At 58.8% G+C, this 13,884-nt stretch carries 11 protein-coding genes; 8 read left to right on the top strand and 3 right to left on the bottom strand.

The genetic code is table 11. From position 1 onward, the window contains the following. Together BUE39_RS11695 and BUE39_RS11690 are read left to right on the top strand one after the other, a co-directional pair. The coding region (locus BUE39_RS11695; protein WP_200799511.1) for a transposase at positions 1 to 181 on the top strand (181 nt) is incomplete at its 5' end. A 517-nt stretch (positions 182 to 698) separates the two neighbouring features. Further along, positions 699 to 1,703: a GlxA family transcriptional regulator gene (locus tag BUE39_RS11690; protein WP_073428811.1), complete on the top strand. Its 1,005-nt coding sequence runs from the start codon at positions 699 to 701 to the stop codon at positions 1,701 to 1,703. A gap of 90 nt (positions 1,704 to 1,793) precedes the next feature. Here the strand turns inward: BUE39_RS11690 and BUE39_RS11685 are convergent, their stop codons facing one another. Next, a complete protein-coding gene (locus BUE39_RS11685; protein ID WP_073428810.1) occupies positions 1,794 to 1,979 on the bottom strand; it encodes a hypothetical protein in 186 nt (61 codons plus the stop codon). A gap of 499 nt (positions 1,980 to 2,478) precedes the next feature. Between BUE39_RS11685 and BUE39_RS11680 the strand changes: the two genes are divergently transcribed. The 6 genes from BUE39_RS11680 (at position 2,479) to BUE39_RS11650 (ending at position 10,169) form a co-directional block, all read left to right on the top strand. After that, entirely contained in the window at positions 2,479 to 3,477 is a 999-nt protein-coding gene (locus BUE39_RS11680; protein WP_073428809.1) for a GlxA family transcriptional regulator, read from the top strand. A 1,049-nt stretch (positions 3,478 to 4,526) separates the two neighbouring features. Further along, positions 4,527 to 5,897, top strand: coding sequence for a UDP-glucose dehydrogenase family protein (locus tag BUE39_RS11670; protein WP_073428807.1), 1,371 nt, complete (start codon positions 4,527 to 4,529; stop codon positions 5,895 to 5,897). A gap of 25 nt (positions 5,898 to 5,922) precedes the next feature. Beyond that, complete coding sequence (locus tag BUE39_RS11665) at positions 5,923 to 6,687, top strand: acyltransferase (protein WP_084561395.1); 765 nt, start codon at positions 5,923 to 5,925, stop codon at positions 6,685 to 6,687. Continuing rightward, a complete protein-coding gene (locus BUE39_RS11660; protein WP_159442558.1) occupies positions 6,674 to 7,504 on the top strand; it encodes a glycosyltransferase family 2 protein in 831 nt (276 codons plus the stop codon). The genes BUE39_RS11665 and BUE39_RS11660 overlap by 14 nt, the downstream gene beginning before the upstream one ends. 242 nt (positions 7,505 to 7,746) lie before the next feature. Then, on the top strand, positions 7,747 to 8,655 hold the full coding sequence (locus tag BUE39_RS11655) for a glycosyltransferase family 4 protein (protein ID WP_235004863.1): 909 nt from the start codon (positions 7,747 to 7,749) through the stop codon (positions 8,653 to 8,655). Further along, positions 8,655 to 10,169, top strand: coding sequence for a flippase (locus BUE39_RS11650; protein ID WP_073428804.1), 1,515 nt, complete (start codon positions 8,655 to 8,657; stop codon positions 10,167 to 10,169). Before BUE39_RS11655 ends, BUE39_RS11650 begins: the two co-directional genes overlap by 1 nt. A gap of 87 nt (positions 10,170 to 10,256) precedes the next feature. Here the strand turns inward: BUE39_RS11650 and BUE39_RS11645 are convergent, their stop codons facing one another. Together BUE39_RS11645 and BUE39_RS11640 are read right to left on the bottom strand one after the other, a co-directional pair. Next, a complete protein-coding gene (locus tag BUE39_RS11645) occupies positions 10,257 to 12,344 on the bottom strand; it encodes a hypothetical protein (RefSeq protein ID WP_143031928.1) in 2,088 nt (695 codons plus the stop codon). A 107-nt stretch (positions 12,345 to 12,451) separates the two neighbouring features. After that, a complete protein-coding gene (locus BUE39_RS11640; protein ID WP_073428802.1) occupies positions 12,452 to 13,858 on the bottom strand; it encodes a hypothetical protein in 1,407 nt (468 codons plus the stop codon). Positions 13,859 to 13,884: the final 26 nt, after the last annotated feature.

Below are 13,884 nucleotides of genomic sequence, written 5' to 3'. Positions count from 1 at the left end.
CTACGCCATTTCGCAGCAAAAGCGCAAGTTGATCGAACAAGGCTTCGGGTGGGCCAAGACCGTGGGGCGCATGCGCCAGGTGGTGGTGCGCGGGTTGAAGAAAGTGGACCAGATGTTCGTGTTGAACATGGCTGCCTACAACCTCGTGCGCATGCGCTCACTGACACAAGTCCGTCTGTAGCAGCGAAAAACGCGGCAATGAAGCCAGAAATTGGCCTCAAACTGCCGAACAAGCGTGGAATTCACGTTGAAATTGCACAATGCGATAAACCTTGTGGCGAGAGCCGCGTAAGTGCAGAAAGGCTGCTTCTGTCGGACTGTATTTCAGCAGCCTGCTAGGGACGGCCGCGGCGGGCCGACGAAACCTACCAGATCGACTCGAGGCCGCATGGGGGTGGGAGCATGGGGTGGGATTCCGACTCCCAGTGCATCAGAAATCGTTAATTGGATAAATTGCCAGAATTAATCTGTCAATTAACGATTGCATGCATCGGTTAATTATAAATGCATTTTTCTGAAAAAACGAATCCCTCCCAAAACGCATCGAAGGTAAAGCCCGGCATTGACCTTGCACGCCAACATATTGGCGAATTCAGACGCCACTTAGCAACGTCATTAATGCTTATGTAGGATCGGACCGAACAAATCCGGTTCCAGGTCAGCCGGAATATTGCGACCAATTCTGAGGGAAAACTACGATGGCGTGTTCTGCGGAAGTTCACAGTGACAAGGCGGTGAGCCCGGAAGCGCTACTCAGTCCTCGACCGGTCGGACATATCGGCATCGTTTTGTTCGATGGTTTCGCGCTCCCGGAGGCTGCCGCGATCATCGAGGTATTCCAGTCGGCAAACGCGCTTGCCGGAATCGAGCGGTCTGGCCGAACACCTTATGACGTGGGTCTTTTATCGGCTTCCGGTGGCAGAGTCGCAAGTTCGTCTTCGGTGTTCGTCTGGAGTGAGAGCATTGAAACGTTCCGCCCCGCCGACAATTTCCGGGCACTATTTGTCGTAGGCGGTACGGAGGCGCACAACGCACTGCGTGACGAGCGACTGATTACCTGGCTGCGTTTGGCCTACCTGCGCAGCGAACTGGTCTTTCCAACCGGCGAAGGGCGCGTTGTTCTGGAAGCCGCTGGATTCGGACAAAGCTTCAGCGCTCGCCACTACGGCGAAAGTCATTATCAAACCGTGCGGAACGCGCCGGTTGCTGGCGTTTTGACCGTTCCGTTCAGCCCACTGCAAGCTGCATTGAGCGTTGTCGAAGCCGATTTGGGTACCGCAATCGCGGGCCAAATCGCAGGCTGGGTGGCGCCGCCCGCCGAGACACAGTTCACCGCGATTTTAAGTAAAAGTGCGTCGGCGTCCGTCAGCGAAAAAATTCAGGCGGCAGCGCGATGGTTGGAGGCAAACGGTGATCGACCGATCGTGATCGACGAGGCGGCGCAGGTCGCGGCCATGAGTGAGAGAAATTTTCTTCGGCGCTTCAAGATCGAAATGGGCGTCACGCCCTCCGACTATCTTCTGTATGTGCGACTAAACATGAGTTGCAGACTGCTTATTGAAACCAGTCTGCCGGTCGACAAAATAGCGCGCCGCAGTGGAATCGGCAGCGGCGGCCGACTTTCGAAACTTTTTCGCAAGTATCTAGGGAAAACACCTACCGAGTACCGCTCCAGCAAACGGCATTCACGGATGTCGTCATAACCGCTGATTTAAACGTATGCGTTGCGCTTTATCGGAATATCGGCCGGTCGGGCTGCGGACAATGCGCGGCCAGCACTACGCGCGAAGCGCTCAATCCAGAATCGACAAAAGATCGGCCATGGTCATATCGGGCAAGCGCTTGACGATCATGTCCCAAAAGATCACGTCGTGCATCGCGCTGGCATCTTCGACCGAATTCCACTCTCTCGCGCCTACAATGGTATTGGCGGTTTCGAGGGCGGCATCAACGATTGCCTGAATGTCTTTTTTGTGCATGAATGCGTTAACGGCTGCGCGTCCGGCTTTTTTAGCCCCGCGCGCAATCGTTTGCTGAAAGTATGGCGGCCCCGATAAATCCTGTCTGAACGAGACGTTCAGCCCGCAACTCGATGCTAACTGACTGGCAGTCGCTCATATAATAACGGCGGCATCTGTCAGTACAAACTCAGGAAAGCCCTACCTCCAAAATTCCGAATCGATCTTGAGGTGAACAAACGCCGCGCCGGAATGCTTCGGCTTCGATTCCTCAACGCCTTCTTTATATCAAACCGCATATAACTCAATTTGAATCAGGTTATATACATTCCGTCTCAGTTTTTCGTTTTCATCTGGAAGCGTCGCGCCAGGTGTCGTGGTTCAATGTCCTGAGCGGCCAATGTGTTGGCTATTTCGGCCATGTAATAACGGCGCGAGAGTCATTTGTATAGGATGGGCCAAAAGAAAATGAAACAGTCTTCAGAGAGTTTTGCAGGCCACAATATTCCGGGGGAAAAGAATGGAACTGGTTCATAGTCCGCCGCCGTGCTGCTCGCGGCAAGCAACCGTGCCGGAGCAAACGAGCGAAACGACACGCGTCGACGTAGCGTTGTTCAATGGCTTTGCGCTGCCAAAGGTCGCAGCGATCATCGAGATCTTCCAGAAGGCGAACGCGCTCAGCGTCTCTCCGCGATCGGGCTCCGCACGCTATGACGTCTCGCTGCTGTCCGCTTCGGGTGGCCGCATCGCGAGTTCGTCGTCGATGTTCGTCTGGACCGAGGGCGTCGAGTCGCACCGCGGCACGAATGACACGCACCTGCTGTTCATCGCGGGCGGCGCCGGCGTGCAGCAGGCGTGCCGCGACGAACGCCTCGGCAACTGGCTGCGCCGCAGGCATCCGTTCAGCGAGATTGTTCATCCGATCTCCGAAGGACAACTGCTTCTGGAAGCGGCCGGGCTTCCCAGCCGATACTCTCCGCTTCTCTACGGCCGCAATGAAGCGCGCGGCCTTCATCCGGCACTGCCGCTGAGCGAAGCGCCCGATGCGGTGGCGACGGCACTGCGCATTGTCGAAGAGGATCTCGGCTTTGAACTGGCGCGGCGGGTTGCCGAATCGGTCGAGCCGCGGCACGAGACGCCCTTCGACTCGTCCATTACACGCAGCGGGGCGCATCGGGTCAGCGAGAAGATCCTGGCGTCGGCGCGCTGGCTGGATGCGAACGTCGATCGGCCTATCTCGATCGACGATGCCGCGCAAGTCGCGGCAATGAGCGAGCGCAATTTTCTGCGCCGCTTCAAGAGCGAAATTGGCATGACGCCCTCCGAGTATCTGCTTCGTGCGCGTCTGAACATGAGCTGCCGGATGCTCGTTGAATCGCGTTTGCCAATCGACAAGATCGCGCGGCGCTGCGGAATCGGCAGCGGCGGTCAGTTGGCCAAGCTGTTCAGAAAGTATCTGGACACGACACCTACCGACTATCGACTACGCGAAGAAGCGTCTTCAGGCAATTTGTCCTAAGCGCGGATTTCTCAAATCTGCAGGCGGATCGCCGCGCCTCGGCGACAGAGTTGGACCGGCGATCGTTAATGCCGGGTCGGGGCGAGGTCGCCAAACGATTAATAGAAGTCGACGTTATTGGCCGAACCGATGAAGCCGCAAAAGCGTTGGTCGATCCGCTTGCCGCCAGCGCTTCGGTGGTCTTGAAGCAGGTATCGGTGGTGGTTTGAATCGCTCCGTCCCGGCCGTGAGATCGGTGGCTGTGGATCAGGAAACGATGGCGGATGCGATGAACGATGCTATGCCGATCGGCACTAGAAAAATCGTGGACAGTCTCATCCGCTTCATCCATCTGGTTCTCGCAGCCTCCCACGATCCACGCGCCCGACGCGGCTGAAACTCGAGGAATACCAGCCTTTGATAGTGTCGCCTTCCGACCTCCAAGGCGGAGAAGAAGCTGAAGATCAGATAGACGAGGGTCCACGCGAGACAAAATTTGGAAAGAAGCGAAAGAGCGATCACCATATTGCCGTCCGTTTTGCCTAACGATATTTGAAATTCAGATGAGTGGAGACTACAGAGCGACACAGTGAATTTCTTGACAAACGTTTGTCTTTATCCGCCGTCTCGTGTGTGACCTGTAGGCGCGTCTGGCTTGGGGAGCCGGCAAATCGGTGAACCGCGACCGTTTTAGCGGCCGAAGTAAAGCCGGCAACATCCCTCGCGCGACTTGCTATTGAATGTTGATTCGCCGCAGCGTCACTCGCGCAAAGTGGCGAAAGAAGCCCCGCTTTTTGGCTAGAGCAAATGCACGCCGCCTTCCGAAGGTAACGTCGCGCGTCGTGTCACGTGTGCGTTACGAATGGTTTGCGTGAACGCTCGGCGAGCCCGTCACATCTCGGCTTCGAACTTGCGATATACGGAAATTATGTTGGCGAAATCCGCCAGATAAATCTCCTCGCCGGAAGATTCGTGAAGAATGGCACCGATCGAGTGTTAACCATCGTGAGGCGTGCAGGCATGTTTGTCGCCGCTACGCCGTCTATTCTCACTTCCTGATACGCGGATCAATGAAAGTCACCATTATCGGAACCGGATACGTCGGCCTCGTCACGGGCGCGTGCCTGGCAGAGCTGGGCAATGACGTGCTATGCCTCGACGTCAACGAAGCAAAAATCGCGATGCTCAACAACGGCCAGGTGCCGATCTACGAGCCGGGTTTGGCAGACGTGATCGAGCGCAATCGCGAAGCGGGCCGGCTGACGTTCTCGACTGACGTGGCGTTGGCCGCCGCACACGGCGACATCCAGTTCATCGCGGTCGGCACGCCGCCTGACGAGGACGGGTCCGCCGATCTACAGTACGTGCTTGCTGCGGCGAAGGGCATCGGCAAGTACATGAGCGCCTTTAAAGTGATCGTCGACAAATCGACTGTGCCGGTCGGCACCGCCGACAAGGTTCGCGACGCGATTGCAAAAGAACTGACCGCGCGTAATGCCGATTTGCCGTTCGCGGTGGTGTCGAATCCCGAGTTCCTCAAGGAAGGGGCCGCTATCGACGACTTCATGCGACCGGATCGCATCGTCATCGGCTGTGATGACGATGTCTCAGGCTTGCGCGCGCGGAGCCTGCTCGAGCATCTCTATGCGCCGTTCAATCGCAATCACCAGCGCACGCTGTTCATGGACGTGCGCTCGGCCGAATTCACGAAGTATGCAGCGAACGCGATGCTGGCAACACGCATCTCCTTTATGAACGAGATGGCCAATCTCGCGGATTGCGTGGGCGCCGACATTGAAAACGTTCGCCGCGGCATCGGCTCCGATCCACGCATCGGCTATAGCTTCCTGTATGCGGGGTGCGGATACGGCGGCTCGTGCTTTCCGAAAGATGTGCAGGCGCTAATTCGAACCGCCGCGGAATACGACATGGAACTGAATATTCTCGCTTCGGCCGAGTTCGTCAACGAACGTCAGAAGACCGTGCTCTTCAACAAGGTGCGCAAACATTTTGGCGGCGAACTGGCGGGCAAGCGTTTCGCGGTGTGGGGTCTGTCGTTCAAACCGAATACCGACGATATGCGAGAAGCAACGAGCCGCCGCCTGATCGCCGATCTGCTGCGGCACGGTGCGACGTTGAGCGTCTACGATCCGGTCGCGACAGAAGAAGCCCGCCATTGCCTCAGCACGGACCTCAATGCGGAAAGCTTTTCGCGCATCGAATTCTCGCACGACCGTGACGCAGCGCTTGTCGGTGCCGATGCGCTCGTGATCCTCACTGAATGGAAGGAATTTCGCAGCCCCGATTTCGAGCAGATGAAGGTTGCGCTCAACGACACCTTGATCTTCGACGGACGCAATCTGTACGACCCGCATGCGATGAGAGAGGCCGGCTGGGCCTACTACACGATTGGCCGCGACGCCGCGCTTGCAGCAGGTTAAGCGCGACGAGCAATGCGCGTAACGCGTGTCCCGGCTGCATCGTGCCGCCGGTACGCGCATCTTGAATGGCGATGCGATGTTGAGAAAGATGATGAATCTGGCACTGGCGCGTGTTCGTCCCGGCAAGCAGATCGCCAATGAAGTGGGTGGCGTGGATCTGATGCTCTATCTCGCGGAACAGAGCTGGAATGCTCTGCGAGGCACGCTGCTGTCGCTGCGTTGCAAACGGGCGGGCGTGTGCTTTGTCGGCCGGAACGTGCGGCTGCGGTTCGCGAGGAATATCGAAATCGGACGCTACGCCACCATTGGCGACGGCGCGATTCTCAGCGGACTGGGGCGTGATGGTTTGCGGCTTGGTGCACGGGTCAACATCGGCGCGTATTCGAGGCTCATTGTCGGCACGGACGTGGCGCGGCCCGGCAGCCATATTCATATCGACGACGGATGCGGCATCGGCGAGTATTCGAGCGTCGGCGGTTCAGGGGGCGTGTCGATCGGGAAGAACACGATCATCGGTCAGTACTTCAGCGCGCATCCGGAAAATCACAATTTCAAAGATCTGTCGCGGCCGATTCGGGAGCAAGGGACGACTCGCAAGCCGATCGCCATCGAAGAGGATTGCTGGCTGGGCGCACGCGTTACCGTGCTGGGCGGGGTGACAATAGGGCGGGGCAGTGTTATCGCGGCGAGTTCGGTGATCACGCACGACGTGGCGCCGTTTTCGATCGTGGCGGGTATCCCGGGGCGTGTGGTGGGCAGCAGGCGTGGGGATGACCATGACCGCACTTGATATCTTCGTCGTCCTGTACCGATGCGATCCGGAGGCATCCGAAACTCTTGTTTCGTTGAGCCGTATCGATTTCGCCGCGCTTGGAATCGACGTCGAGGTTCATATCTGGGACAACGCGCGCTCAGTGCCTGCGCCGCCGAATCCCAACTTTCTGCCGTTCCTCTGGCGCTATCTGGCTTCTCCGGATAACGAGCCGCTATCGAAGGTGTACAACCTGCTGGTGCGTGAGTCGACGCGTCGGCATGTGGTTATCTTCGATCAGGATTCCAATGTGGGCGCGAATTTCTTCGAAAAACTGACCAACGGCATCGACAAGGTCGAGGCGGACGTATTCGTGCCCGTCATCCGTCACGGCGAGCGTTTGATCAGCCCGGGGCGCTTGCGGTGGATCAAGGGCGAGGCGTTGCGCAGCGTCGCCACGAACGCGATGTTGCCGCGACACTTTACCGCGATGATGAGCGGGCTATGCATCAGTAGCGCCTTGCTTGCACAACTTGCACCGCAGCCGTTTGATGAGCGGCTGCGTCTTTATGGCGTCGACACGCAGTTCTGCCGTGATCTGGCGCGGCACGGTGCGAGGGCTTACCTGCACGACGCGGAACTCGGTCACGATTCAGCGCTGCGCAGCACGACCGACGCGCGAGCGGCCCTGCAACGTCAGATATGGCTATGGCAGTCGTGGCTGCATGTGTTCGACCGTAACCTGCTCGAAGTACTGGCGATACGATGTTATGTGCTGTGGAAGGCCTTGCGAGTGTCGGTTGGTCCGCGCGCGCCGGGAAAGTTCTTTGACGTGATTGCCGAGGTGTTTCGATGAGTGCATCGCTTGCCATTTTGATGGTTCATCAGGGCGCGGAACTGTACGGATCGGATCGGAGTTTCGCGTCGGCGTTGGAGGCGTTGCGTGAACGGCATCCGCAGGCGGTGATCGATGTGGTGTTGCCTGAGCAAGGCCCACTGGTCGAACTGGTTCGGCCGTACGCGACGCGCTGCCTTTTCAATCGACGCGGCATACTGCGCAAGGTCGAACTGAAGGCGCGGCCGTGGCATACGTTGAGCATGCTGCTGGCCGGCTGGCGGGCCTACCGGGATATGTTTGCCTCATACGATGTGTGCTACGTGAACACAGTGGTGTGCGTGGCGGCCATTGCAGCGCTGCGTGGCCGGCGCGGTGGCGCTTATGTCCATGTGCGGGAAATTCCATCGCCCGGCGTGCGTTGGGTGTTCAAGGCGCTATTGCGGTTTTCCGGCGCAACCGTGATGTACAACTCGGGCGCGACGGCTGCTGCGTTCGGGCTGCCTGGAGCCGTGATCTACAACGGCGTTGGTGCGCCGGCCTACATGTCTGAGCCCGGCTATACGGGCGCTCGCGAATTGAGGATTGCGATCATCGGTCGTATCAATCCCTGGAAGGGTCAGCAGTTCGTCCTTGAAGCGCTGCAAACCGTAGGCCGTGCGCTGCCGGTACAGATTCGCATCATCGGCGATGTTTTCCCGGGCTATGAAGCGTTGCTCGACGCTTTGCGCGCGGCAGCCGGCGCATGCGACCAGATCGTCGAGATCGAGGGCTTTACGAATCATCCTGAGGCTCATTTTGCATGGGCCGATTTCGTGCTCGTGCCGTCGATCCTGCCAGAACCGTTTGGAAGGGTGGCGATCGAGAGCTTTGCTGCTGGGCGACCAGTGATCGCGTCCAACGCGGGCGGCTTGCAGGAGATCGTGACAGACGGGGCGACTGGTTTGCTGTTCGCTCCCGGCGACGCGGAGGATCTCGTGCGCGTCTTGCAGCGTGCCGTTGCACTCACTCCGGAGCAGTATGGCGCGATGGCGGAGGCGGCGCGACAGACGTACGAGCGCCGCTTTACAGTGCGTAGCTATATGGACGCGATAGCCGAGCACGTCAGCGCGCCGCACGTGCTGCAACCGGTGCAGCCGCAGCCTTCACCGCATTCCACGGGACAGTCCTGATGACGGGTTCGACGGAAAGAGTGGTGCCGCGGGCGGCGGGCTCGAGCCTGATGCGCAACCTGTCGTATAACATTTTTGGGCAACTACTGCCGCTGATCGTCGCCGCGGTCAGCATTCCGATGTTGATCCGGCACATCGGCAACGACCGTTTCGGCTTGTTGACGATCGCGTGGATGGTGGTGGGCTATTTCAACCTGTTCGATCTCGGGCTGGGGCGAGCCTTGACGAAGCTGGTCGCCGATCGGCTCGGGGCGGCACGGGCCGCCGAGGTGGCGCCGCTTGTCTCGACGGGACTCGTTTTGATGATCGGTCTCGGCACGGTGGGCGCCATCACCGTCGCATTCGCGACTCCCGCACTGACAGCGCTGCTGCGTGTGCCGGCGCAGTATCGCGACGAGACCGTGAACGCATTTTATCTGCTCGCGCTGTCGATTCCCGCCGTGATCCTGACAACTGGGTTGCGTGGTGTACTGGAGGCGTATCAGCGTTTCGACATCACCAATGCGGTGCGGACGCCGCTGGGCCTGTGGACCTTCGGCGGCCCGCTTTGCGTGCTGCCATTTTCCACGCGGCTCGACTGGATTGTCCTGTCGCTCGTGGCTGGACGTCTCGTGTCCGTGTGCGTCTATTGGCATTTCGCGGCACGTCAACTCGGCACGCGGTTAATCGGTGCAGCACCGGATCGCACCGTGTGCAAGGAACTGTTGTCGTTCGGCGGCTGGATGACTGTGTCGAATATCGTCTCGCCGTTGATGGTCTATATGGATCGTTTCTTCATCGGCGCATTGCTGGGCACTTCGGCAGTGGCGTTTTACACGACCCCGTATGAAGTGGTGTTCAAGCTGAACATCGTATCGGAGGGATTGTTCGGCGTGTTGTTTCCTATGATGGCAAGCCGTTTCGTGGTCGACCGCTCGCAGTCCGCCGCGATGCTGACGCTAGGCTCGAAATTGATCGCCGCCTGCCTGTTCCCGCTGGTGCTGGGGATTGTCGCGCTGGCTGAACCATTCCTCGGCTTATGGGTCGGGCCGGCCTTCGCGTTGCATAGCGCGCTGGTAATGCAACTGCTGGCGATCGGACTGTTCGTCAATGGGTTTTCGAAAGTCGCGTTCAACCTGATTCAGGCGCACGGTCGCGCCGACGTCACCGCGAAGCTGCATCTGATCGAATTGCCTGTGTATGTGCTCGCGCTGGTTCTGCTGACGCGTCACGCCGGCATCGTCGGTGCGGCCGCCGGGTGGGCGATGCGGATGCTGCTCGATGCCGGCTTGCTGTACTGGATGAGCGCGCGCGTCGCGCACGTCGGGCCGCGCGCGATACGCGATACCGTGGCGCTCGCGCTTGGAGCCGTTGCGTTGCTGTGCGGCCTGCTATTTGTGCCGATGCTGACTGCGAGAATCGGATTGGCAGCCGTTGCGCTAAGCGTATTTGGCTGGGTTTTCTGGCGCACCGTGATGAATGACGATGATCGCAGTGCGGTGATGCAGATAGCCACGCGGTCGCGGTTGCGATAACGGAGGTAAAGAGGAGACGTGTGGAACGATGCCCGATGCTGCGGCTCGGCGTGGCCGAAACCGCACACCGGGACGTAGGAGCGGCGCTTAACGCTGGGTCACGATCTCGTAACTGGCCGCGAACGGTTGCCCGGCGCCGTTCACCGAAAACGTGATGCGTTCGCCGTCGGTATGTGCTTCGATTGTTGAAATACGTTGCCCGTAAGCGTCCAGTGCATAGACCGATACATGCGCGCGGTGCACGTAGAGCGCGATGTTGGCGGGAATCCGTTCCATTTGCACGGGCGCGCTGACCGCATATAGGTTTGACGATGGCGCATTGCCGGTGTCTGGCGGGATCGTCCACCACGCATCGCGGAAGCCGGTTGATTTGAGCTGTTGTGGACCTTTGGTCGCCGTTCCCATTGTTGAGCCGGGCAATGACAACAGCATCCGTGTGGACTGCATGAGCGGTGCACTGTCGATGCTTGTCAAGAAAGCGGTGGCGAAGCCACGATTGCGCGGAGCTAGGGTCAATTCCAGCATCGAGGAGCGCACCGGCTGGTTTACCGACAGATAGCCGGAGAGTCCTGCGGCGTATGACGAACCAAACACGATCTGGCGCGCGTTCCGGTCATACGACAGGTAGGACGACGATTGCTGCGGGCCGTCTGTCGACTGAACGCCGAAGCGCGCGGCATCGCCGATCTGGATCTGCTTATCCATCGCAATCGAGGATGGCACATTGAAGTGTGTCGAAAGGTAGGAAGCGAGATTGCCCGACACGTTGTTCAGTGCTGCGGTGGTCCTTTCATCGCGCGGCAATGAAATTATCGCGCGGGGCAGCGCGGTTGCGGGGACGCCTTCGCGAAAGTAGCGCGCGCACTGAGCGAACTGCACCAACTTGGTCCAGTCGCCTTTCAGGCTGAAATCCGATGGCGTGGCCGTGTCCCACTGCTGGTCATGCGAATACGAATAAAGGATCAGCCCGTCCCAGTCCTGCGAAAGGGCGAACTGCGTGACAACCGGCAACAGGTCCGAGCCTTGCTGATTTGGCCATGGCTGGTTGAACTCGCTGACGACGAACGGTTTGCCCTGTGCGCGCGCAAAGGCGACATTGAGCAGCGTGTTCTCAAAGGCGTCACCGAGCCAGCTATTCGAAATGCGCCAGTTCGACCAGTCCCATTGACGGGCGGGAAACCAGTAGTGGTCGATATAGAAATGAGCGTCGATATAGTTCGCCGCTGCGTTGACGTCGAAATTGGCGAAGCCACCGTGCTTCCAACGCCCCGAATGAATGATCTGCGTGCCGGAGACTGCCACGCCGTCGCCGGCGACGGCGTGCACCGCCTTGGCGATGCGGGCGATGTAGCGCTGGTCGAGCGAGACGAAGAACTCCGCGGCGTGGCGGGCATCGTCGGGTGCGAGGCCGGTTCGTGCGATCGGCAGCGGCCTGCCTGCCAGTTCATGTGTCTGCTCGTATAGCGCCCACTGTTTGGCCAGTTCGTCGCGATATCGGCCGGTCACGAGCGTGGGCAGGCGTCCTTCTTGCCAGTTGTCGATTAAGGTGGATTCATTGTCGATTTCCACCAGCGCGAGGTTGAATGTATTTCGAAGATCGAGCGCGGCCGCCAGATTCCGTGTGTACTGCTCCTGCCAACGCACCATATCCCCATCGAATATCTGCAACGGTTTGCTTTGCGGCGGAATGGCATCGCCGCTCCTCAAGGCAGGAAAGGTATGGTTGACGTGAAGATTCAGGTCGGCGTAAATGCCGTGCCGGCCGAGTTGGGCAATTAAACGCTTCAACGTCTGTGCGGCACCTTGGTCTAGATCGGGGCGGGAAGCATCGACAAGAATCCCGGCGGGGTACACATCGGCATGATGAGCCGGTTGATCGATCGCATGCAGCCGTACGATGTTGACGCCGAGTGCGGCGAGGCGGCTGGCGAGTGCTTCACCGGCAGCTTGGGAAGGAAAATTGGCGGAAAGCGCGAGACTGACGCCGAAAAAGCGAATCCGTTTATCGTCTGCCGAGCCGGCTTTGAGGTCCGCGCCGACTGTGTAGAAATGTCCGTCTTTGACGAACACGCGATCCTCGGGACCGAGCGCTGGTTGGGGCGACGTCGCGACGGACTGTGCGCCGGCTAGGGCCGGCCCGGCGGAGCGGGTGGACGCGAGGGTAGCGCCGGGCATTGTCTCGTACCAGATCGCCTTGGGCGCCGGTGATGACGAACACGCGAGCACAGAGCCGAGCACAAGCAACGTGCAGCCCCGCGCGACAAGCCGGTTCGATCGCCTGTTCATCGTTCGAGCGGCGCTAATCCCGGCGCTCCGTGGTTCAACGTAGGCGCGCGCTTGGGCGAGGCATTCCGTAATCCATAGGCTACTTGAAACATAAAGATTTGCAGTAGGTAGAGGTGAGAGAGGCCGGTCGAGTAGTGAAAGCCAAACACATAGAGCTGCGCACAGAAAAAACCAATCGTGCCGACGGCAAAAGCATAGGCAGTGCGGTCGCTTTTCAGTTCGGCACGATGACGGACCCTCAAATGGGCGAGGGCGTCGATCAACGGGCTGAACATGAGCCATGCATAACCGATCGATGCGATGCCGAACACCATCAGAACCGAGATGTACCAGGAGTCCTTGTAAGTTTCGCCGTTGTTTGTGATCGCGCCGAGGCCATAGCCCTCCGGTCTGAACGCGGACGGCACCGACGCGTACTGCGCAAGCCGACCGACCGACGACGCGTCGAGATCAGCTTTGCTGACGATAATTAAAGCAAATGACAGGAGCAAAATGACAACCGGCGCGATAGCCAGTTTGCGAAACGATCTTGTTCCGAAGAAATGGACTTGGGTTGCGCAAAGCAGCGCGACCGCAAAGACGATCCAGCCGATCCGGACATTCGCCACGATTTCTCCGCCCGCCAGCAGAATCGAAATCAGTGAAAAATGAAGGCGTCCGGAGAAGCTACGACTGGTATAAATCGAAATCACCGCATAGGTCAACGCGAGTGCATTGAACAGGCTGTACTCGATTGCTGAGATAAAAAATCCGGTTGCTCTCAGTTCGTCGCCACGCATGAACTGGTATTGCAGCAGGTGCGTGTCCGTATTGATGCTTTCCTTGGCCTGGGCGACGAAGTCGTAGTACCAGAGCTTGGTGAAATCGCCGGAGAAGGTCAAATTCTCGTAAATGGCATAAACGGACATGACGCATGCCATTGACAGTAGCAGTCGCATCAGCGTACGTGCGGAGGCTCGCCTTGCGAGGCCGGACGACGTCAGCAGCACAGCGAGCAGGATCGGGACAAAGTAGCGACGCCATTGCTGAATGGCTTCGCCGAGCCCGCTGCGTGTCAAACCGACCGCGAAGCCGAGCGCCGACAGCACGAGGATCACGCAGACGATTCGCGCCGTATCGCTCGACAGCGAGAGCCGGTTATGCTGGTTGCTGCGCATCAGGTTGAGCAGCAGCAGGCCGGAGATGAAAATCTCCTTCCACGCCTTTGAGACGACCAGCAACGTGGGGCTGAGGGTATCGCTCAGCGGCACGAATACCAGATCGTTGACGGTAACGAAGAATACCGTGATGTAGAAGACGTAGTGGCGTTGTTTCGTGAACAGCAGACACACACATCCCGTGTATAGCGATAGAAAGAAGAGCGTTAACAGCGTATCCAAAGCGGCCTCGAGGTTGATCGTCATGGGCGCGTCAGCGTCATATCCGGCGC

The sequence above is a fragment of the Paraburkholderia terricola genome (assembly GCF_900142195.1).
In the GTDB taxonomy this organism is placed as follows: Bacteria; Pseudomonadota; Gammaproteobacteria; order Burkholderiales; family Burkholderiaceae; genus Paraburkholderia; species Paraburkholderia terricola.
This window is presented reverse-complemented; position numbering and strand designations above follow the sequence as displayed.